The sequence below is a fragment of the Helicobacter sp. 23-1046 genome (assembly GCF_053654635.1).
Window position 1 is genome coordinate 82747 of sequence record NZ_JBSIUS010000002.1, and the last position, 21918, is coordinate 104664.

At 38.0% G+C, this 21918-nt stretch carries 16 protein-coding genes and 1 pseudogene; 5 read left to right on the top strand and 12 right to left on the bottom strand.

Annotated features, from left to right (window positions below; genetic code table 11):
- Nucleotides 1-22: 22 nt before the first annotated feature.
- Nucleotides 23-151 carry a hypothetical protein gene (locus tag ACWIUJ_RS06810; RefSeq protein WP_454169847.1) on the bottom strand — a complete coding sequence of 43 codons (129 nt, stop codon included), beginning with the start codon at nt 149-151 and terminating at the stop codon, nt 23-25.
- 107 nt (nt 152-258) lie between these two features.
- Between ACWIUJ_RS06810 and ACWIUJ_RS06815 the strand changes: the two genes are divergently transcribed.
- Nucleotides 259-2052: an HsdM family class I SAM-dependent methyltransferase gene (locus ACWIUJ_RS06815; protein ID WP_454169849.1), complete on the top strand. Its 1794-nt coding sequence runs from the start codon at nt 259-261 to the stop codon at nt 2050-2052.
- Nucleotides 2052-2876, top strand: coding sequence for a restriction endonuclease (locus ACWIUJ_RS06820; protein WP_454169851.1), 825 nt, complete (start codon nt 2052-2054; stop codon nt 2874-2876). The genes ACWIUJ_RS06815 and ACWIUJ_RS06820 overlap by 1 nt, the downstream gene beginning before the upstream one ends.
- A gap of 36 nt (nt 2877-2912) precedes the next feature.
- Here ACWIUJ_RS06820 and pstB read toward each other — a convergent pair whose 3' ends face one another.
- From pstB to ACWIUJ_RS06845, 5 genes are all read right to left on the bottom strand, one after another.
- Entirely contained in the window at nt 2913-3662 is a 750-nt protein-coding gene (pstB, locus tag ACWIUJ_RS06825; protein WP_454170032.1) for a phosphate ABC transporter ATP-binding protein PstB, read from the bottom strand.
- A 194-nt stretch (nt 3663-3856) separates the two neighbouring features.
- On the bottom strand, nt 3857-4717 hold the full coding sequence (pstA, locus tag ACWIUJ_RS06830) for a phosphate ABC transporter permease PstA (RefSeq protein WP_454169853.1): 861 nt from the start codon (nt 4715-4717) through the stop codon (nt 3857-3859).
- A 163-nt stretch (nt 4718-4880) separates the two neighbouring features.
- Nucleotides 4881-5825 (bottom strand): phosphate ABC transporter permease subunit PstC, encoded by a 945-nt coding sequence (gene pstC / locus ACWIUJ_RS06835; RefSeq protein ID WP_454169855.1) that lies wholly within the window; start codon nt 5823-5825, stop codon nt 4881-4883.
- A 91-nt stretch (nt 5826-5916) separates the two neighbouring features.
- Nucleotides 5917-6105: a hypothetical protein gene (locus ACWIUJ_RS06840; RefSeq protein ID WP_454169856.1), complete on the bottom strand. Its 189-nt coding sequence runs from the start codon at nt 6103-6105 to the stop codon at nt 5917-5919.
- Between the two features lie 39 nt (nt 6106-6144).
- A complete protein-coding gene (locus ACWIUJ_RS06845; protein WP_454169857.1) occupies nt 6145-7038 on the bottom strand; it encodes a substrate-binding domain-containing protein in 894 nt (297 codons plus the stop codon).
- 256 nt (nt 7039-7294) lie between these two features.
- Between ACWIUJ_RS06845 and ACWIUJ_RS06850 the strand changes: the two genes are divergently transcribed.
- Together ACWIUJ_RS06850 and ACWIUJ_RS06855 are read left to right on the top strand one after the other, a co-directional pair.
- The gene (locus tag ACWIUJ_RS06850; protein ID WP_454169859.1) at nt 7295-8164 is read left to right on the top strand and encodes a winged helix-turn-helix domain-containing protein; all 870 of its coding nucleotides are present in this window, start codon (nt 7295-7297) and stop codon (nt 8162-8164) included.
- Nucleotides 8106-10175, top strand: a complete 2070-nt coding sequence (locus tag ACWIUJ_RS06855; RefSeq protein ID WP_454169860.1) for an ATP-binding protein — start codon at nt 8106-8108, stop codon at nt 10173-10175. The genes ACWIUJ_RS06850 and ACWIUJ_RS06855 overlap by 59 nt, the downstream gene beginning before the upstream one ends.
- A 104-nt stretch (nt 10176-10279) precedes the next feature.
- On the opposite strand, the gene ACWIUJ_RS06860 is transcribed toward ACWIUJ_RS06855, so the two are convergent.
- From ACWIUJ_RS06860 to ACWIUJ_RS06870, 3 genes are read right to left on the bottom strand one after another with little or no spacing between them, the layout of a single operon-like run.
- On the bottom strand, nt 10280-11734 hold the full coding sequence (locus ACWIUJ_RS06860) for a phospholipase D-like domain-containing protein (RefSeq protein WP_454169861.1): 1455 nt from the start codon (nt 11732-11734) through the stop codon (nt 10280-10282).
- Nucleotides 11734-14655: an AAA domain-containing protein gene (locus ACWIUJ_RS06865; protein ID WP_454169862.1), complete on the bottom strand. Its 2922-nt coding sequence runs from the start codon at nt 14653-14655 to the stop codon at nt 11734-11736. Before ACWIUJ_RS06865 ends, ACWIUJ_RS06860 begins: the two co-directional genes overlap by 1 nt.
- A complete protein-coding gene (locus tag ACWIUJ_RS06870) occupies nt 14568-15077 on the bottom strand; it encodes a protein kinase domain-containing protein (RefSeq protein ID WP_454169863.1) in 510 nt (169 codons plus the stop codon). The genes ACWIUJ_RS06865 and ACWIUJ_RS06870 overlap by 88 nt, the downstream gene beginning before the upstream one ends.
- Before the next feature lie 239 nt (nt 15078-15316).
- Here ACWIUJ_RS06870 and ACWIUJ_RS06875 point away from each other — a divergent pair, with 239 nt between their 5' ends.
- Nucleotides 15317-16984: a hypothetical protein gene (locus ACWIUJ_RS06875; RefSeq protein WP_454169864.1), complete on the top strand. Its 1668-nt coding sequence runs from the start codon at nt 15317-15319 to the stop codon at nt 16982-16984.
- 826 nt (nt 16985-17810) lie between these two features.
- Here the strand turns inward: ACWIUJ_RS06875 and ACWIUJ_RS06880 are convergent.
- The 3 genes and pseudogenes from ACWIUJ_RS06880 to ACWIUJ_RS06890 all read right to left on the bottom strand — a co-directional run.
- Nucleotides 17811-20138 (bottom strand): annotated as a pseudogene (locus ACWIUJ_RS06880) (type IIG restriction enzyme/methyltransferase); the annotation flags it as partial.
- 153 nt (nt 20139-20291) lie between these two features.
- Nucleotides 20292-20912, bottom strand: a complete 621-nt coding sequence (locus ACWIUJ_RS06885; protein ID WP_454169865.1) for a DUF7149 domain-containing protein — start codon at nt 20910-20912, stop codon at nt 20292-20294.
- Nucleotides 20913-21051: 139 nt separating this feature from the next.
- Nucleotides 21052-21864, bottom strand: coding sequence for an aldo/keto reductase (locus ACWIUJ_RS06890; RefSeq protein ID WP_454169867.1), 813 nt, complete (start codon nt 21862-21864; stop codon nt 21052-21054).
- Between the last annotated feature and the right edge of the window lie 54 nt (nt 21865-21918).

The following is a 21918-nucleotide window of genomic DNA, read 5'->3' on the forward strand; positions in this document are numbered from 1 at the left end:
TGCTTAAATATGGCAGACTTCTTTATAAAATGTCGCATTTCGCCACTTCGCAGACAAAAATCATCTCTTTGTGGTTGCTAAATTCTGTCTTGCCCGTGCTAAATGCTTTGAAATCAAATTCGTATTTGTGGGTTGTGCCGTGAGTTTGCAAAATCTGTGTGATTTGCTCTAATGAAATTTTGTTTTGGCTTAAGATTTAAGCGTTTAAGTTTATTTTTGCTATAATGCCAAGTTGCTATTATACTCCAAAGGAATACAATGACAGCAAGGTTAGCTTATAGAGAATTATCGCAAAATATTCAACGCTTCCCCATTGACGATATAGAAAAAAGCATAGCCAAATACGCTATTGAAACAATAAATCTAAATCATACAGAGCTAAACTTATTTGCTAATAACTATAATGAATCCATTGTAAGTATTTTGCGGGACAATAAAACACCGATTTGCTTTGATATGCTTAATGTTTTGTTTGAAAATCTGCTTGATAAAAATAAAAAAACTGAACTTGGCATCATATTTACCCCGAAATACATTACCGACTTTATTTGCAAAGAAACTTTTTCTAAGTTTGATAGCTTAAATGAAATTAAAATCATAGACCCTTGCTGTGGGTGCGGAATATTTCTTATATCTGCCATTGAGATAATAAAAAAACAAACCCAAAAAAGCATAAAAGACATTATTAAAAATCAAATTTTTGGGCTAGATATTGATAAAGAAAATATCAAAAAAGTGGTTTTACTTTTGAAAATTATGGGTTTATTACATAATGAAAACATAGAAGATTCTGATATAAATATAAAGTGTTGCGATAGTTTAGCGACAAATTGGAATCAAATATTTGATACGCAGTTTGATTGTATAATCGGCAATCCTCCCTATGTAAATCCGCATTCTTTACCAAAACAACAGGCAATATTTTTGAAACAAAACTTCAAAACAACAAGTAGTGGTGTTTTTAATATTTTTTACGCATTTATTGAGCTAGGCATAAAATTTCTAAAGCCAAATGGATTTTTATCATATATTGTGCCAAATAATTTTTTTACCATTAGTGCTGCAAAAACATTGAGAGATTTTATAGAACCTTATCTTTGTGAGTTGATTGATTTTAAAGACAATATGATTTTTAAGCCGACAAGGACATATAACGCAATCATAACTCTCACACACAATGAAAACAATCATATAAAATATACAGACATAGAAAAAACTTCCAACATACAACATCGCCTTAACAATATTACATACAAAATGTTAGATAAAAACGATATTTTTGCGGATAAATGGAGGTTTTTAGATTTTAGCGTGGAGGAAAATATCAAAAAAATTGAAAATCAATTTTTTGTATTAAAACCTTTTATAAATACAGGTATTGCCACACTAAAAGATGAAGTATATCGAGTGGATTTTGATGGGGAAATATTTTTTAAAAAATTTAATGGCAAAAAATATATTATAGATTTTCAGCTTATAAAACCCATTTATAAAATTCCAGAGATTAAAAATTCAAAACAAAACGGATATTTTATATTTCCATACACAATCAAAAATAATGTAGCTGTGATTATAGATGAAGCCACAATGCAAAACAAATTTAGCAATACATATAACTATCTATTAGCACGAAAATATGAATTAGATTTACGAGATAAAGGCAAAACAAATCCTGTGTCTTGGTATGCTTATGGACGCACGCAGGGACTAAATAAATATGGCAAAAAATTGCTTTTTAGCACTTTTGGAGCAAAACCTAGCTTTATGCTTATTGAGGATAAAACAGCATTATTTTGCAATGGATATGCCGTATTTGAAAATGACATTATAGAATTAGAGATTTTACAAAAAGTGCTAAATTCTCGTCTTGTTGAGTATTATATTAAACACACAAGTTATCAAATTGAGGGCGGATATTATTGCTACCAAAAAAAATACCTTGAAAAATTTAGTATCCCTTATTTCGATTCAAAAGAAAAAGAATTTTTACTAAAAGCCAAACAAAGCGATATTGATACATTTTTGCTTGATAAATATGAGGTAGTTTTGTAATGTTTGTATATCACTTTTTGCAAGAATTTAAAAGTTACCTTGAAAATGCCATTTTACAAAATGGCGAAAAAGGCTTTAGCGACATTATACGGTCGCAAAAACCGATAAATTGTATCCACGAAATTATCAAGCAAGATTTGGTTAAAAATGGCGTTGCAGAAAACAATATTTTTCCACCTCTGCATAGCTCAAAACCAGAAATCAAACTAGCAGGTTTTTTAAAGCAAAAAGACCAAGATATTTGCGTTACTCCAAATAATATTCCTAAAGACAAAATCCTTATAAATTGGGGACCATTAAGTTTTGAAAATAAAGAAGATATTTACGGTTTTGAGTTCTCTCAAAATTGTTTAGTAATCAATATTCGCTCCCAAATGCGAAGCATAGCCAAAAATACCGATACACTTTTTGAGAGGACATTTGCTGAAAGTCTTAACTTGCATATGCGCTATCCCAAAATGGTTTTAGGAGAATTTTATCTTATACCTATTAGGGAATATAGCCTTGAGTTATCAAAGAAAAAGCAAATAAGTTTTGAAGGCAAAATGACAAATATTGAAAAGTATATCTCATTTTTTAGTGCTATAAGTGGTAGAGATTCTGCTGACACAGATTTATGGAAATATGAAAAATGTTGTTTAATGATTGTGAATCTAGATTCGCAAAAACCATTTTTCTACAATAATAGCTATGAGCTAAAACACGATAATATTATTTCCAAAGATTTTCAACTAGAATATGCAGATATAGGTTTTAACTCGTTTATTGGGGATTTGTTAAAAATTTATGATGAGCGATTTTTGATTAGCAATATTAAAAACTAAACGATTAGTTTTATGTTGTAATATTTAGCACAAATCCTACCCAAATCGCCCTGCGATATAATCCCTTGTTTTTTTCTCTTTTGCTTCATCGCTAAAAATCACTTTGGTTTTGTTAAACTCCACCACTTCGCCTAGCCAAAAAAACGCCGTTTTATCGCTGATTCGCATTGCTTGTTGCATATTGTGCGTAACGATGATGATGGTGTATTTGGTGCGCAAATCTTTGACTAACTCTTCGATTTTTAGCGTAGAGATGGGGTCTAGCGCGCTTGTAGGCTCATCCATCAAAATCACTTCGGGGTTGATTGCTAGGGCGCGAGCGATACAAAGCCTTTGTTGCTGTCCTCCGCTTAGAGACAAAGCAGAATCTTGCAATCTATCTTTGATCTCATCAAAAAGTGCGACATTTTTTAGGCATTTCTCCACGATTTCATTAAGCTTATTTTTGTCCTTGATGCCGTGTGTTTTGGGACCAAACGCAAGATTTTCATAGATACTCATAGGAAATGGATTTGGCTTTTGAAACACCATTCCCACCTTTTTGCGAAGCAAATTGACATTATAATTTTTGTAGATATTTTTGTCGTTGAGTAAAATCTGCCCCTTAATCTTGCAACCCTCCACAAAGTCATTCATACGATTGAGGCTTTTTAGCAAAGTGCTTTTGCCACAGCCACTAGGACCGATAAAGGCAGAAATCTCATTTTCTTGCAACTCCAAATTGATATTTTTTAGCGCACGAAAATTGCCGTAATACAGATTCATATCCTTGATTTTAAACGCCACGCCCATTTTTCTCTCCTTATTTTGTTTGGTATCCACGATTTATTGTCATATTGAGGCTTTGAAAAAGCCGAAATATCTCTAGATTCTAGAATGTGCATAGAGATACTTCGGGCTTTGCCCTCAGTATGACAAGCCATAGATTGCCACGCTCACGCTTTGCGCTCGCTCGCAATGACAATGCAATTTCTCTCTCCTTATTTTTGCAGTTTTTTCACTGCGAGGTTTGAGAGCAGGTTTATCCCCACCACGACAAAAAGCAAGATTACCGCTGTGGCATACGACTGCTCGATATAAAGCCCCTCGCTTAAAAGCGCGTAGAGATGCACGCTTAATGTCCGTCCAGAATCTACCGCAGAAGCCACCTTTGCCACGCTCCCAGAAGTATAAAGCAATGCCGCGCTCTCCCCGATAATGCGCCCAACGCCTAAAATCACCCCGCTTAAAATCCCGCTTAACGCGCAGGGCAACACCACGACAAAAATCGTTCGTAGTTTCCCCGCACCTAGCGCGAAGCTCCCCTCTTTGTAGGCACTAGGGACGGATTTGAGCGATTCTTGTGTGGCGGTTAAAATCAAAGGCAAAATCATCACCGCGAGTGTAAGTGCGCCCGATAGCATACTCACGCCCATTTTGAAATAGATGACAAAAGCTAAAAATCCAAAAAGCCCATACACAATGCTAGGAATCCCCACTAGCACTTGTGAAGCGAGGTTTATCACGCCCACCACCGCGCTATTTGGCTTGGCGTATTCTTGTAAGAAAATCGCCCCAAAGATTCCAAAAGGAAGGGCAAAGCACAGCGACAACGCAATCATAAAAAGCGTGTTGATAATCGCAGGTGTCATCGAAGCATTTTCACTCGAATACTCCCACTCAAAGAGTTCCGCGCTTAAATACGGAATGCCTTTTAGCAAAATGTAGCCAACGATAAGCGCGATTGTGGCGAGTGTGAATCCCACGCCCACAAACATAATCCCCCGTAAAAACAGCGAGAGAAAATCCTGCGCCTTTATGGTGGCTATCATTTGCTTGTCGATTTTGTCTCTAAATCCCATTTAATCGCCCCTTTTTAGATTTTGCTTGTCATTGCGCTTACAATGACAAAAACACATTGTCATATTGAGGTTTCGCTAGAAACCGAAATATCTCTAGATTCTAGAATGTAAAAAGAGATACTTCGAGCTTTTGCTCTTAGTATGACAATGGAGCGTGTAAGCCCTACGCCCTTTTCTTTATTGCCAAAAAACACGCGTTTATCAGCAAGATAAACACAAACAGCACCGCACTTGAAGCAATGAGCGCGTCTCTGTGAATCCCGCTTGCGTATCCTAGCTCTAGCACGATATTTGTCGTCATCGTCCGCACGCCATCGCTTATGCTTTGTGGTATCACGGGTTGATTCCCCGCGATTACGATTACCGCCATAGCCTCACCGATTGCCCGTCCTATGCCTAAAATCACACTTGCCAAAATCCCACTTTTTGCATCACGCAACACCACAAAAAACACCGCCCGCTCCACACTCGCCCCTAGCGCGATTGCGCCCTCAAAGTAGCTTTTACTCACCGCTTCAATGCTGCTTTTTGACACCAAAATTATGGTGGGTAAAATCATCATTGCAAGTAGCACAGACGCACTTAAAAGCCCCTTGCCATTTGTCTCAAAGATTTGGGAGAAAAACGGCACAACCACAATAAGCCCAAAAAATCCATACACAATACTAGGAATCCCAGCCATTAGCTCAACCAATGGCGTTACATAGCGATTTTGTCGCGAAAAATACGCTAAATACACCGCGCACAAAATCCCAAAAGGCACGCCAAAGGCAATCGCTAATCCCGTTACGAACACACTCCCCACAATCATAGGGAAAATCCCAAAGACTTCATTGAGTGGCTGCCACACATCGCCTAAAAGAAAGTCGCTAACGCCTATGCGATAAATCGTAGGAATCGCATTGCCAAACAAAAACACGCAAATCACAATAACCGCGAGGATACACACAATCGCGCTAAAGCCAAACATTACGCGCATTATGGATTCTAAGCTACAACACTCACGCGCAAATTGCTTTGCTTTTGGTGCGTTTTGGTGATGTTTGTGGGCTAAAAATCTCTGCAAGATTTTGCCCTGCTGTTTGAGCGTTTTTTTCTTTTTTGGCATTTTGGATTCCTAGTTTGTGTCAATTTTTCTGCTTTTATAATTTGTCATATTGAGCGCAAGCGAAATATCTCTAGATTCTAGAATCTTCTCTTTAGAGATACTTCGATTTTGCAAGCAAAATCTCAGTATGACAAAATCCCCCGTCATTGCGAGAAGTCGCGCTTTTAGTGGCGACTTCGTGGCAATCCACCCACTCCCTAGCCCCCTCTTCGCAAGGCGGGGAAGAAAAAAGTCCCTCCCCTTGCGGGAGGGATTTAGGGAGGGGGATTTTGTTTGCCAAAGCAATCCCGCTTTGTCATCGCTTAGTAACGACAAAGTCTTACTTCACTTCTTCCCATTTGGTAACTTTTCCGCTAAAAATCTCTTTGACTTGCTCCTTGCTTAAGCTAGTGATTTTGCTTTGTGGATTGACTATCACGGCTAGCCCATCGATTGCTAGCACTTCGGCTTTTAGCCCTGTGCTTAGCTCGCTCTCTTTTAGCTCACGGCTTACCATTCCTATGTCTGCGATTCCTTGCAGGACAGAGTTTATCCCTGTGGTAGAATCTGATTGCAAAATCTCAATATTTACGCTTGGATTTTGCGCTTTATAGGCTTCTTTGAGCTTTTCCATTAGCGGGGTAATCGAGCTTGAGCCTGCTACTACGATTTTGGCATTTTGGATTTTACCACTTAGCTTTTTGCTCGCTACTTTTTTGACATCGAGCGGAATGTATCCCGCCTTGCTAATCACTTCAGCATTTGCCTTGCTAAAGTCTAAAAAATCCCGCACCAACGCGAGTTTCTCTCCGCTTAAGCCCTTCGTTACGACATTAAATGGACGCGAAATCGTGTATTTTTTAATCTTAATGTTTGCTACACTTGGTTCAACGCCATCGATTTGCACGCCTTTTACCATTGGTTTTAACGAGCCTAGCGAGACATAGCCTATGGCGTTTTTGTCCTTTGCGATGCTTTGAAGCATTACAGCGGTGGAGTTTGTAATCTCTGCTTTTAGTGTCGTGGTATCGACTTTTTTATCGCCCTTTTTCTCCAAAAGCCCAAAAATCTCCACAAATGCCCCGCGCGTGCCCGAGCCATCTTCACGCGAGATAACATTGATTTTGCCTGTTTGTTCTGCCGCTTTTAGGCTATTTAAACCAAAACACATTGCTACTAAGGCGATTAAGCCCACCATTTGCGCGATTTTTGTTAATTTTACAATCGCTTTCATCATTTGCTCCTTTTTGTTTTAAGATGTTGCGAAGTTTGCGTAAATGCTAGCAAACGCGATATATCGCGCTTAGATTGCAATACACAACCAACACGAGCGAAATCATAACAACGCAATGTAAGAGCAATACACAGGGTTTTGTAAAATCTTTGTAAAATCTGCTTTTGCCAGAGATTTTGGATAAGAAAAAAGGCTAAAATTTCAACCAATCCTACGAATGTCAAAAAAAAAGCAAAACATAAAAAATGGAGGAAAAATGGCGCAAGATACACTGCTAACGCACAATATAGGGCAAAATAAAACCCAAAACGCCTATAATCAAAACGGGCTACAAAATAGCGCGCAAGAGGGCAATCCCGCGACAAAAAAGACGCAATATAACACCCAAAATCAAAACACTTTGCCAAACACGCAAAATCCCGCAACAGACAAGACACATAACGGGCAAAATCTTATCTATATCTTAGAAGATGATGAGCATATCGCCGAGCTCGTAGCCTACGCGCTCAAAAATCAGAATTTAAATTCTATGATTTTTGAAGATTCGAGCAGTCTTTATCAAGCCCTAAAGAGCGAGATTCCAAAGGTGCTTGTGTGTGATATTATGCTGCCAAATGAGAGTGGCTTAGAAGTGATACAAAAACTGCGTGCAAACCCAAAAACAAGCGGAGTGGCTATCATCGTGCTTAGTGCGCTAGGAAGCGAGTATGATAAGATTAACGGGCTAGATTTGGGCGCAGATGACTATCTCACAAAGCCCTTTTCTGCCCTAGAGCTAATCGCACGCATAAAAGCCCTAATGCGCCGAAGCAACACTACTATGAAAAAGGGCGAAATCTTGCAATACAAAGGGCTAAAAATACAGCCAAACTCACACAAAATCAGTGTCGATGAGTCCCCATTGCACCTCACAAGCAAGGAATTTGAGCTCCTTCTCTTACTTTTTACCCACCAAAATAATATTTTTAGCAAAGATGAGTTGCTCGAATCTATCTGGGGATACAGCGTGGAAAACACGCGCACAGTGGATATGCACATAAGCTCACTTCGCACAAAGCTAGGGATTTATGGCAAATGTATCACCAATATTCGCTCTGTGGGGTATCGCTTTGATGAGGTTTTATAAACGCGTTGAAAAAAAGAGTAGCAAAAACACTTATAGCCAAGACGCCCAAAATCTAATAAACCCACAAAATCCTAAAAATCCTCCAAACCAACCTAGCCAAACCCCCCACACAATGCAACATAGCCCAAACAATCTTAGCCAAAATCCCCACAAAAACTACAAGCCAAAGAGTCTATCGCGCAGGCTTGTGGCGTGGATTTTTGGGCTTATCGTAGCGGTGCAATCTCTTAGCATACTTATTAGTGCGGTGTTTTTACACCAAGCACACAGAGAGGAGCAATTTAGCGAGCTAGAACGATACGCAAACAAACTCGCAATATCGCTAGAGCAAAGCCTTGCGCAAAATCTCTTTGACAAGCTAGATTCGCCCTATCGTGTGAGTGTGATTGCGCTAAATGGAGAAGTGATTTTTGATAATAGGCTTGATATTGCAAGCCTTGATAATCACTTAGAGCGCGAGGAAGTGCAAAATTTATTGCAAGGCAGGGGCGATAGGGCAGCGCGCCTTTCAGATTCAGAATTGAAAGAAAATCTCTATTTTGCGCACTTTGTGGAGGCAAATCTAGATTCTCACGCTCAATCCACACCACAAACGCTCATTTTACGCATTAGCGAGGAAAAAGACTCGCTTTTTGTCGTGCTAAAAGATTTTGCGCCACTTTTTGGGACACTGCTACTTTTTAGCGCGATTGTGAGCGTGGCTCTTGGCATTTTGCTTGCACGCAAAATTTTGCAACCCATCAAAAATATCGATTTGTCCCACCCCATTCGCACCAATCCTTACACCGAGCTGCATATTTTTATGCAGCGCATCTCCAAGCAAAAAGGCAAAATCAAAAAGCAACTAAAGCGCATAAAGCAGGGCAAACTGCGCTTTGAGCTTATCACGCAAAATATGAATGAGGGCTTTTTAGTCCTTGATAGCGCGGGCAATATCACGCAATGCAATGAAAAGGCGTTGCAGATTTTGCGCCTCACACCAAACATACGACATATCAATATTTTTGCATTTTTGCGTGAGTTTGGCAATGCGGTGCAAAATAGTATAGATTCTGGAAATGAAGCCTTTGAAATCAGCATAAATGAGTATTTTTGCCACACGATTTGTATGCCTATTTTTGTGAAAAACAACCTTAAGGCGATAATGATTTTGCTCTTTGATAAAAGTGCCAAGCGCGATATTTTGGCGTTGCGAAAGGAGTTTAGCGCAAATGTAACCCACGAGCTAAAAACGCCACTATCTGTGATACTCACAAGCAGTGAAATGCTCTGCAGTGGGCTTGTGCAAGAGCGCGACAAAGACGCTTTTATCGCTAAAATCTACGCAGAATCAAAGCGACTTTTGGGGCTGATTGATAAGATTTTGAAAATCTCGTTTTTGGATAATGCGCTAGATAAAAACGGCGAGCAAAAAGAGCGCGTGAAGCTCGCAAATGTGGTAAAGCAGATTTTGCCAAGTATTGAAAATTTGGCGCGTGAAAAGGGGGTAAAATGCGAGTTTGTGGAGTGTGGAGAGTTTGTGGAGCGTGGCGAGTTTGCAGGGCGCGAAATGGGGGCGCAAGAGATTTTGGGAATCCCTGCGTTGCTTGAAGATATGGTGTATAATCTGTGCGAAAATGCGATTAAATATAGTGGCAAAAATGGCGTGGTAAAAATCATTGTGGAGCGCGAGAAAAATGTTGAGAAAGATGTTGAGAGTGGGGAAAATGGCGAACAAACGAGCAAAACTTTGAGCGAAAATAGCGCAAATGGCAAAAATGGTGCAAGTGGCGGTGATAGCGTGGTTTTGCGCGTGGTGGATAATGGCATAGGAATCGCATTAGCTGAGCAAGAGCGGGTTTTTGAGCGATTTTACTGCGTGGATAAGTCGCGGAGCAAAAAGCTAGGTGGCAATGGCTTGGGACTTGCCATAGTCAAGCGCATCGCAAAAATCCACAACGCCAAAATCTCCGTGCATAGCGAACTAGGCAAGGGAAGTGAGTTTGTCATCACATTCCCTGCATTTATGTAAATGCCTTTTGAAATGTTTTGCTCTCTAATATGCCCTGCAAAAGCATTTTTCCTAACTAATACCTTTACAATCCACAAAATCTTATCAAAATCAAAAAATCAACACTAGTTAAATTTAGCTATCTCTTTTTTAATGGATTGTTGGTTTTTATTGACAGTAGAGGTTTCACCTCTATTTTCTTTATCATCTTTATTTTCTCCACCAAAGCTTAGCCAATTAAAACTCCCTATAAGCATAAACTCATCATCACAGATTAGAATTTTTGAGTGATTATTATCTGTTTTAAGTTTAAAAAGTTGTGGAAATTTTGCTTGTAGCTCGTTAAAAAATTCCTTTGCTTTGTCATCAATGCCGACTTTATCGAATCGATTTCGTGGTTTCATTCCGTATTTTATGCAAACTTTCACACTTCTTTTTAGCGCGGATTCTATGTGTGTTTTGTAGATTTTTAGGATATTATCGCGCACCCACGGACTTTGGATATAAATGTGTTTTTTTGCATTTTCTAGCACATAGATAAAATACCTCTTATGCTCGCTTACTTCGATAGTCTTGCCATCGCTTAAATCAGGTGCAGATTCTATTTTTTCTTGGATTTGTTCGCTTGTAAGTTGCCTAAATTTATTTTCATTATCCTCGCAAGCGACAGATTTTGGATTTGTTGGGGTGAAATTTTGTGTGGCGATAAGTTTGTCAAAAAGTTTTGTAGCTATTGCGTCTATCTCATCTCTTTCATCAAGGACAAGAATTTTTTCATTTTCATCGGCATTTTTGTAAAAAAGACAAAGGTATCTTTTAAAAAACTTCCTTGTATCCTCCACTTCAAGGATATTGTTAATTTCAGTGCCAACTTCATTTTCATCATCACTAGCACTATCAAATTTTTGCAAATTCTCTGTTAAGATTTGATAGAGTGTTTTGTTCTCGCTAAATTCATCATATAAATTTTGCGTTCTTGGACGAGCAGAAAATAGCGGTTTTAGCTCTATGGAGTATTCGTTTGGCTTGTAGGCGAAATTTATATCCCCTGCTCTTTCAGCCACTTCTAGCACTTCGTTAAAAATGCCATCAAAAGCCACGAAAGCAACTTTATCGCGGATAATTTTTTCTTTTTCTTGTTTGAGTGTATCTTTGCCAATATTTGTTAGTTTAAGCACATTGTTGCCGTCTGTAAGCAAACCTTTTTGAATAAGTTCAGCTATGATGCTTCCATAAATTTCATCATCAAGCTGAGTAATCTCTTTTATTTTGCTAGCAACATTGATACCTTTGAGTTTTTCTAATTCTTTAACTATATTTAAGATAGAGATGATGATGGGGTGAATGGGCTGAATTTTAGTGATTTGGTATTTCACTCTTGCTTTATATACAGGACAAAACACTTCCTTTGTGTCATACCAAACAAAACCACTTTGTTCATCAATCTCTTCATTGTCATTTGTGATAATCTCGCTTGTTGGTGTGTTTGCGTAATAATCACTATATTTATGTGTAAGCAACTCCATTTTTGCCGTAAATTCGCGTTGTTGTGTGGCTGGTTTCACTTTTTTCTTAGCCATTATTTTTCCTTATCAATTATCTTACTCATATCAATCATTTCATAGTCTTCTTTATGTTTGCGCATATATTCTATGATTGTTACAAATGGATTTATCCCCTCACTCACACTTGCCCCATACAAAAACTCCATATCACCCACAATGATAAGCAGCTTTTTTGCTCTAGATAGTGAGACATTGAGCCGTTTTTCATCAGCGATAAAGGTGATTTTAGCACCACTTTTTTCTTTATTATCTTTGCTGTTTTTTGCCTTTGATGAACGCACGCAATCATAAATAATAATATCTCTATCACTTCCTTGAAAGCTATCGACAGTGCCTATATCAAAGCCATTGCGCAAGTCTTTATCTTCGACATTTTTTAATGATTGATAGTAGATTTTATATCGGTTTTTTAGCTGTTTTGTCCTATCTTGCAGTAGCTGTGCTTGGGCTTTGTATGGCGTGATGATTCCTATGCTGTGTGCTAGTTTTGATTTTTCTATGTGGTCTAGCAATATACTTAGCGTGGATTCTATCCATTTGACATTGCATTTATTGATTTTGCCTGTGCCTACTTGGCTATCCTCCCTATTATCTAGCTTGCTTGTATCAATCCACACAGCACTTGATTTAAAAGGTAGATTATGTGCTCTTTTGTCCTTAATCGCTTCTGGTTCTTTTAGCTCCCCCTCATAAAAGGCTTGGCTATAAAGCTGACAGATTGTATGCTCAGCGCGGTAGTTATAGATAAGCCTATGACAAAAATTATCTAAATACGGCACTATCTTTAACCTCTCAAACAATCGTTCAAAAAATGAAGTCCCCACTTCTTTTTTGGTAAAATCTTTTAGATTTGAGGCAACCTCATCATCTATCACAGGGGCTAGCTGCTTATGGTCGCCCACAAGCACGATTTTGCGCGCTTTTATGCAAGGCACTAAAAGTTCGCTCAAAGTCGCTCTCCCAGCCTCATCAACAATAGCAAAATCAAAAGCTATGTCTCTAAAATATTTCCACGAAGAAATACCTAGCAAAGTCCCAAACACAAGACGAATATTTTTCAAAAATAGCGTGGCTAGTTGTTCATTTTTGGTTTTTTGATTGTTGTTAGACTTTTTGTTTTCGGCCATTTCTGCTGTAATCGTTTGTAATGCCCTATCAAAGTTCATTTGCAATTCTTTTAGCTTTTTATCAATCTGTGGATTTTCATCACTGATGGGATTTGCCTTGATTCGCTCTCTATTATCTTTGATAAGTTTATTTAACACCTTTGTTTCGCTAAATTGTTTGGCAATATCGCTCATTTTATTTTCTTTGCCTATGCGCCAAATTTTATTTTCATATTCACAGATTTTTTCAAGCACATTATCCACTGCTTGGTTGCTTTGCGATGCGACTAAAATCCTGTAATGCCGATGTCGTTTTAAAATCTGACGAATCATTTCTGTGATAGTTGTAGTTTTGCCCGTGCCAGGGGGACCTTGGATTAGCAAAATCTCACTCTCACTATCTAGACTCATTGCCTTAATCACGGCTTCTTTTTGATTTTCATCTAAATTTTTATCAAAAAATTCATCAATTTGCACCAAAACATTTTCTTTTAATTCTTTTGGCTCGTTGATTTTTCGTAGGAGATTGGGAATTGTGGTTTGTCCCGATGTCAAAAGAGATAGTGCGTCATCTTTTTTAATCCACAGATTTTCCTCGACTTGATAGTCATAACTAATAGTGTGGATACTATTTTTCCATTTAGATTCATCAATTTTATTTGTGTCGTATTTGTCTAGTTTTATAGTTATTTCTTTTTTGGCTGGGTTTTGGCTTGCAATATTTCCCAACAACTCACTATTTGCATTCTCAATGACAACACTATCGCCGTTTTGAAAATCGCGTGCTTTGCTTAAAAACTCTTGGTTTTTGTTTTTCTCCTTTTTTAGATTTTTAAACTGCTTGGATATGGCAGTTTGTAAAATTGTATTTAATTCTTCCTTTTTCTCTTTATCCTTTTCATCATCAGTGTTGATACACTCAAAAGTTATGGTATCTTTTGCTCGGTTAAAACTCTTAAATAATGCTAGGGTTACATTTTTCTTTAAATCTATGGTTTCTTTTTCGGCACGAAGTAGCTCTTCCTCTGTGTAGATAGCTTTTTTGTCGATTTCAAGGCGTTTATTGCGATTTTGTTGTCTTATAAAGTTTTCTTTTAACGCATCTTTTATATCTTGTATGTCATCACACTCATAGCTATGATTGCGTCCCGTGGTTATAATAAAATCATTATCAAATTCTAACCCTTTGCGATAGAGTTCATCTAATATTTTTTGTTTTTCTAATATAGAAAAACAAAACAAATATGGCGACTCCTTAGCCGAACAACAAAACACCAAATCCCCACAAGCGATTTTGATTTCCTCGCGCTCACCGCTTTTATCGTTGCCAAAATCCCAATAAGACTTGCTGCTTGAAATTCTTTCATTTATATGACTTGTTATATCATCATCGTTATGAATCTCTATATATTTTTCTATCACGCCTTTAGAAAGGTTCAACTCAAAAATATAATTTTGCTTATTTTGTTTTAAGATTTTCCTTAGTTTAATGCCTAAATCATCAAGCGAGATTCTATCATTTGGATTGAACGCTGTCATTTTCATAACAAGCAAAAAGATTTCATTTTCGCTAGATTCTAGCTCATATTCTCTAATTTTTTCATAGACTTTATCCAAATCACTAGGGACTGTATAAATCTCATCAAAGCTAAAATCCTCAAAAGTCCCAAACAAAAGACTAAGCATACATAATCCAAATGAGAAAATATCCGCCCTTATGTCAATATTTGCTTCAATTTGCCCTAATTGTTCTGGTGCGTGGAATGTTTTATCATCACTGCCAAGCGATAAATAAAAATAGCTTTGCCAAAATCTAATAAAAATACGCAATTATCCCTATTTACTAGGATATTATCTATGCTTATATTGCCGTGAAATAGCCCTTTTGCGTGGATATATTTTATCGCTTCAAAAATCTGCAAATAACACTCAATAAGTCGGACATAATCCGTCCCATAATTTCGTTTAAAAATTTGTGGGTTTAAAGTATTATATTCCTCGCTATCTAAGCACTCTCTTATGGTATAGAAATACAAATCGTCCTCATCAATTTTAATATTGACAAGATTTTTGTGGGATATGGTGCTAATATCTTGTGCTAAATGTGAGTAAATTGCTTCGTTTGTAGGCTGTTTAAGAATGCGCTTGATGATAAATATTTTTTCGAGAACTTGTGTTTGATACTCGCCTTTTGACAACTCTTTGATAATTTCGTATTTGCCTAAGATTGTATGTCCTGCATTTTTATCCATAGTTTATCCTACTTGCTTTTTTTCAATGATTAAATTAAGTGGATTATTTCTTATCATTTTTGTGCCAAGATTTTATACAAATCTTGCTTTTGTGTTTGAATATTATACCTAAATAGATTACCAAAAATCGCAGATTTTAGCTTGGATTTTATCTTTGCCTGCTATCATTTTATAAATTTTCAAAACGCAATTTTTGCGTGATTTTACGCTTGCGCGATTTTCTTTATCAAAGGCATATTATGAGATTTTTTTCTTTGCTAATGTTTGTGGCGGCATTTATGTGTGGCAATGCAAGTTACTCTCCCCTCAAAGCCACCACGCAAGAATCTCCCTCGCAAGAAGCGCATTTGACTACCAAAGAATCTTCGCCATTTTTCTTACACACCGATGATTTGCTCTCCATCGCCGCGCTTACAAACGCGGATTTGCAAGATTCTCCATTCCTAAAAGATTTGCAAGCTAATCAAGCAGTCATTGCCATTTCAGATTTTAACTCTTTAAGCGAGTATCCAATCGATATAGAATTTCTCGCTCGCGCCGTGTTAAAAGACATTCTTGCTTCTAAAACACTTCGCCTTAGCAACGCCATTTCAGGCAACGCGCTACAAAGCGATAAAATGCTTGATTCTATCCGCGCTATGAGGAATAATAGCGAGTTTGGCGACATTATCCCAAAAGGCTCTCTTTTGCCGCCTAAGTATTCTTTGAGTGCGAGAATCTCAAGCCAAGCTAAAGCCCTATCAAGCATCAACAGCGTGGAGTATAGCTTTATTTTTAGCATTGTAAATTTGCAAAATGGCTTAGTGGAGTGGGATTATATCGAGAGGATAAAAAAGAGTGCTAAAGCCCCTCTGCCTAATTTTAGAGACGCAAAAATCACGCAATCCAAATACGGGCAAGCCTGCCTAAAATCCCCCCAAAGCAAAAAAATAAGCCTAAGCACAAAAGAATCTTGCGAAGTGGCGATTATTGAAATCTGGCAAAATAGCTTTGCTAGTATCCCTGCAAACAAAGCTATGCTTTTATACGAATACGCAAAAACAGGTTGCGCTCTAAAATCTGCCTTTGCGTGCAGGGCGTTAGGCGTGGCGTATAAATATGGCATAAAAGAAAATCTCAACACCATCGCAGAATTTAGTGGCAAAGACTATGGGCTAGCCTTAGATGAAAAAGAGCATATTTTATTGCAAGTGGATTTTGCCAAAGCAAAAAGCGCGTATAGCAAGTCGTGTGATTTGCGCGATGGCGGGGGCTGCTATAATCTCGCCCTAATGCAATATCATAGCGAGAATCAAGACTTACAAAAGGCGAGTGAGTATGCAAGCAAGGGGTGTAAGTATGGATTTAGCGATGGTTGCGAGCTAGAAAAAGAAATAGAGCAAGCCAAGAGTGAGAATCTAGAGCCAGAGGCTCTCACAAAAATCGCGCAATGTGAAGAGAATATCCCGCAATCTTGCGTTTCAGTGGCGTTTAACTATCATCACGGATTGCAAGGTGCGGTAAAAAACCAAACAAAAGCATCGCAATACTACAAAAAGGCTTGTGATTTGGGGTATTCGCATTCGTGCTATATCTTAGGAATGTATCAAGTGCAAGGCTATGGGCAGGGCGCAAAAGATATGCGCGAAGCTCTAAAAAATGTGCTAAAAGCGTGCAATGCCGACCCTGTGCGAGAATGTGAGGCAATCAACAAACTAGACCCCACAAAAAGGACACAACAACAATGCGTAACGCAAGGCAAGCTAGTCGCAGGAAGTGCGTGCCTAAGTGCTGGAGGGTTTTTTGAATCTGGCGTGGGGGTAAAAATGGATACAAATGAAGCGTTGCGAACTTATAAGCGGGGCTGTGATTTTGGCGTGGATATGGCTTGCGAGGCGTATAAAAATCTAAAAGAGCGCGTGCGCTAAATGGTGGCAATGACGGCGAGAAGCGCATAAGCAAAATCTAAAATGCTTGCGCCAAAAATTTTGTGCCAAAAATTTTTATGCAATGACAGCTTTAAAATCTAGATTCTAATCCGTCCGAAATTCTATTTCATAATTTATAATAAAGTCCATTTCTTCTTGTGTCAAATCATACAGCGGGCAGATTAGCCTATCGATTTCATCGATGATATGCTTTGATTTGCGGATTTTGTAGGTTTTTACGCCATTGCTAAAATCGTGTTTTTTCTATGTCGGATTCGTAGCGTGTGGCAAGTTTTTCTAGCTTTGTGATTATTGCTTTGCTAAATTTTGGGATAGAAAAACGCTCAAATTCATAAATAGAACTATCTCGCCCATTAGAATAAGCGGTTTTAAACCACCAAAAAAGATTGCTTGACATTAACGCCACAAGTAATTTTGCATTTTTTGCATTAAAATATTTTTCTTTGCTGGATTGCGTGGAATAGCTTGTGTATAAATCATAATATCCACCGCCCGAAGTGCGATAATAGATTTTCTCTTTGCCTTTCATAAGTGATTTTAGCGTTTGTTTTTGCGCGTAGATTTTTTGCATTATGGATTGTTCGATAGGCAATCCTATCTTGCAAAGTGCGCCCTCTTGGACAAAATCAAGTGAATCTGTAAAATCCATAGCTGCTATAAGGTCTTTTAGCGATTGGGTGGTGTATCGTCTATTTATTTTTGTCGTCATTAGGTGTTTTGTGGGTGAAAGCGTCTTGGTAAAGCTAATGACTGAGACTCTTTGCTCGGCGTTAGGAAACACTTTCATAGGACGATGTCCATAGCTACTCACTTTTATAAACTCGCAGTTTTCTAAAAGCATTTTATGCAAATCAATATTTGATTTGCTACTTGTAATGCTAAGTGGGACAATGTAGGCAAGATTGCCGTGTTGCTTGATGAGGTTAAAGCCTTTTTCGATAAAGAGTTTGTAAGTATCGCCCGTGTCGGCGTATTGATATTTCCATTGCTCTTTTGGTAGTTTTTTGTTTTGGCAAAAATCTTTTTGTGCTTTATTTAGCAAATCGCCATAGGGAGGATTGCCCACTATCAAATCAAAGCACATAAAATCCCCGTTTTTATCCAAAACTTCGGGGAACTCAAATCGCCATTCAAAATATGATTTTGCCTCTTTTGAGATAGATTCATAAGAGCGCATAGAATCTAGCAGGGCGATAAAATCTCTCTCCACAAATCCTCGTGGCTCGTTTGTAATGCCAAGTGTTTTGTGGTAATTAAACGCGATTAGGTAGTCGTTTAGATTTTTACGCGCTTCTTGCAATGCTTTTGGATTGGCGTTTGGCAATGTTGCATTGTCGATTCCACCATAGCCATAGGATTTTAGATAGTTTGCAAGGGTGCTTTTAAATTCTCGATATGCGGGGTGCGTTTTGACAAAAAGGCTTAAAATAAATTCTTTGGCAGATTCTATATTGCGTTTGTGTAAGCCCCGTAAATCCTCGTTTGTTTCGTTTTTATACGCGTTTGTGGCGTTTTTGTAGGATTGTATTTGTTTGGGTAATTTGATTTTCAAATCATCTAAAATGGATTTTATTTCGGCGACTTCTTCATCGGATTCGCCTAGTTTTCTATCTTTGTTTAGCAGGGCTTTTAGCTGGGATTCTAGCTTTTCTTTGCTAAAATTTATGTCTATGTTTGAGATAAGAGAGTTGCCACATTTTATGTTTATATCGATATTTGGGAGGGTTTGCATTTGGTGGATTGTAGAATCTAGATTTTCGTTGAATCCATCGTTTGAATCTGTCAAATAATAGCTATTTTTTAGCAATTCTATCCACAAGCGCAGTTTGCAGATTTCCACCGAATTGGGATTTATATCCACGCCAAAGAGATTATGTTCGATGATAGATTTTTTTAAGTTAAAAAGGGCTTTTTGGATTTTGTGATTTGGCTCATTTGGGCTTTGTGGCTTGGTGTAAGTAAAATCGCTTAAAACTAGCTCATCGCCGATAATATGCAACTCTTTGCTTAAAATGCTAGAATCTAATAACCCTAACTCATAATAGATTTTTATCATCTCATTGAGCGCGGAGACTAAAAAATGTCCGCTCCCAACGCTCGGGTCGCAGATTTTCACGCTTTTTAGCGTGGCTATGTGCTTTGCTATTATGGATTCTCTGTCGTTATGAGGGTTTTTGTCGTTGTGAGATTTTATTTTTACGGATTGCAACCCACCCCCTTTGTCCCCCTCCGCAAGGGAGGGGGAATTTTTGGCATTTTTAAGCCCCTCCCCTTGCGGGAGGGGTTGGGGTGGGGTAGATTTGACATTCGTATTTCTAGCGTGGCGGATTTCGCGGTAGATTTCGTATTCTATGTCGGCTATATTTTTGCATTGCCATTTGGGATTTGCTTCATTAAATCTTTGCACCACGACTTGTTGCAAATTTTCCTCGCATATATACGCGCTAATTGCACTTGGCGTGTAAAAAGAGCCATCTTTATACGCATTTATGCGCTCAAAGACATTGCCCAAAATGCTTGCATTTATGAGCGTGTCAGCTTCGTATTCCTCGCCACTGCCAAAATCATAGCTATCCAAAAAATCTAGCAAGTAGCGCAAAAGCGGGATTTTAGCGACATTTGAGATTTTGGATTTTTTGTTGTATTCGCTGTAAGGGAGCAATTGCTTATCGTTGCTTAGGGCGCGTATGTGAATGAGATTTTGCTCGATTTTACTTGGATTAAACAGCGATGAGTTGAGATAGGGCATAGCAAAAAATGGCGAACTTACATCGCGCTCATCGTGTGGCTTGGCAAAGACTTCAAAAAAGAGATTTTCTAAACTTTGAAAATCTTTTATATTTCTAATATTTAGGAATCTATGCGGGTTTATGCTTTGATTTTGCTTGGGATTAAATCGCACCAAATTTGCTTCGATGAGTTTCAAAAACAAGATTCTATTTAACCACAAAATAATAAGTGAGATAATGTTTTCTTGGGTTTTATCTGCTTCATCAGGCAATGAATCGATTATGTTGTGATAGAGTGTCCCGCTTACATTATTTGGGATAATGGTGTTTTTATTTTTATCCTTGCTCCCATCTAGGACTTTTAATCCCAAAATATAAAGCAACTCTTTATAAAACGCTTCGTTAATGTCGTTTTTGTGGATATATAATTCCAGCAAAAATTCTGGCGAAAACGCCTTGACAAAGGGCTTAATCTCGCTTAAATCTTTGGAATCTAGCACTTTTTGCAAATCCAAATACAGCGGTCTAAATTCTGCGTTAAAATGCTCACTAGTTAACTATTCTTTTAGCTCGTTGTAAAAATCCTCATTTGTTTTTTGCGCTATTTTTTCTATTTTTAAATCCGTTTGCTTTGTCAAAGATTTGTATTTGCCATAAAGATTGTTTTTGATATGCTCATCTTTGTATAAATATCTCTCAAATTCGCTCTCTTTGAAAATGAAAAATCGATAAAAATCCGTGATGATAATATACTTTATCTCAAACCTTGCCCCACTCTCTAAGCAACGCTCTTTTTCACGCAAATAATATAAAATCACTTCGTGCAACGCCTTTTTGTTGTAATGCTCCGCGCTTATCATTTCATTTGCATTGCTTGGTTTTTTTGCTTCGATAATCACTGCGATATTATGTTCTTGCATAAGGGCTAAATCAATCTCACTTTTGCCCTGTGATTTTTGCTTGATAGCCGTGCTAAATCCTAGTGATTGGAGCAATGGCGTAAGCGCGTTTGCCACCAAATAATCCTCGTTTTGACTCATAAGTGTTGGGAGATAATGATTGATTTTTTGTTTAAATTCTTTGTATTGTTGCTCGGGGACTTTGGAGTGGTAATACAAATCGCCCCCAAGAAAACTCGCAATCTCTTGAAGCGACTCTCTTATGTTTAGTTGAAGCATTTTTGTGTGCCTTTTGTCAAATTTGGCGCATTATAGCATTATTTTGTTTGATTTTCTTAATGGTGCAAGGTTGCAATAGATTCATAGCACTCCACTTAGAATGCGTTTTTGGCACAATTATAGATTCTAAACGCGACTTTTAACTATCCCAACCAAATTGTGATTTGCCCGTATCTAGCGCGCTCATTATCATCATATCGCTACTATCAAGCGCAAAATCAAAAATGCTAAAATTCTCACGCAGTCGCGTAGTGTTCGCGCTTTTTGGGATAGTGATAATGTCTTGTTGCACCAAAAAGCGCAACGCCACTTGTGCCACAGATTTGCCGTGCTTTTGTGCGATTTGTAGTAAGGTTTGATTATGAAAAAAATCTTTACGCCCAGCCACAAATGGACTCCACGATTGAAGCCTTGTGTCAGTGGCTTTCATCACCTCTCGCAGTGCCTTTTGCTGATGAAAGATATGCGTTTGGCATTGATTTATCGCAGGTTTTATCTCGCATTTTTTCACAAACTCCGCACAATCATTTTTCTTAAAATTTGAGATTCCAAGTGCTTTGATTTTGCCCTCTTTGTAGAGTTTTTCCATTGCCTTATACATTTGCTCTGCGTTTTTATAAGTATCGTGGATAAGCAATAAATCCAAATATTCAAGGCGCAATTTTTGCATCGACTCATCACATCGCCTAAAAGTCTCATCATAGCTCATATTGCTTGAAAGTTTGGTGGTGATAAAAAATTCACTTCGCTTTATGCCAAAATTTGCAATAGATTCTGCCATAGCGTTGCCCACCTCGCGCTCATTGTCATACATTTGCGCGGTGTCTATGAGCCGATAACCGATTTTGATTGCCTCGCTTATCGCCTCTTGCCCACTTTTGCCTTGTAATCCATAAGTGCCAAGCCCTAAAATTGGCATTTTGATGCCATTATTTAACTCTAAATATTCCATTGTCGCTTCTTTTTTGGTTGAATTTATGTGAATCTTGCGACAAATCTTTAAGAT

What these genes read in the sequence shown, in the direction of transcription:
- ACWIUJ_RS06885 (WP_454169865.1), bottom strand. Translation starts at nt 20,912, where the DNA reads ATGCTTCAACTAAACATAAGAGAGTCGCTTCAAGAGATTGCGAGTTTT.
- ACWIUJ_RS06890 (WP_454169867.1), bottom strand. Translation starts at nt 21,864, where the DNA reads ATGGAATATTTAGAGTTAAATAATGGCATCAAAATGCCAATTTTAGGG.
- ACWIUJ_RS06850 (WP_454169859.1), top strand. Translation starts at nt 7,295, where the DNA reads ATGGCGCAAGATACACTGCTAACGCACAATATAGGGCAAAATAAAACC.
- ACWIUJ_RS06855 (WP_454169860.1), top strand. Translation starts at nt 8,106, where the DNA reads ATGGCAAATGTATCACCAATATTCGCTCTGTGGGGTATCGCTTTGATG.
- pstA (WP_454169853.1), bottom strand. Translation starts at nt 4,717, where the DNA reads ATGGGATTTAGAGACAAAATCGACAAGCAAATGATAGCCACCATAAAG.
- ACWIUJ_RS06820 (WP_454169851.1), top strand. Translation starts at nt 2,052, where the DNA reads ATGTTTGTATATCACTTTTTGCAAGAATTTAAAAGTTACCTTGAAAAT.
- pstC (WP_454169855.1), bottom strand. Translation starts at nt 5,825, where the DNA reads ATGCCAAAAAAGAAAAAAACGCTCAAACAGCAGGGCAAAATCTTGCAG.
- ACWIUJ_RS06815 (WP_454169849.1), top strand. Translation starts at nt 259, where the DNA reads ATGACAGCAAGGTTAGCTTATAGAGAATTATCGCAAAATATTCAACGC.
- ACWIUJ_RS06870 (WP_454169863.1), bottom strand. Translation starts at nt 15,077, where the DNA reads ATGGATAAAAATGCAGGACATACAATCTTAGGCAAATACGAAATTATC.
- ACWIUJ_RS06845 (WP_454169857.1), bottom strand. Translation starts at nt 7,038, where the DNA reads ATGAAAGCGATTGTAAAATTAACAAAAATCGCGCAAATGGTGGGCTTA.
- ACWIUJ_RS06875 (WP_454169864.1), top strand. Translation starts at nt 15,317, where the DNA reads ATGAGATTTTTTTCTTTGCTAATGTTTGTGGCGGCATTTATGTGTGGC.
- ACWIUJ_RS06860 (WP_454169861.1), bottom strand. Translation starts at nt 11,734, where the DNA reads ATGGCTAAGAAAAAAGTGAAACCAGCCACACAACAACGCGAATTTACG.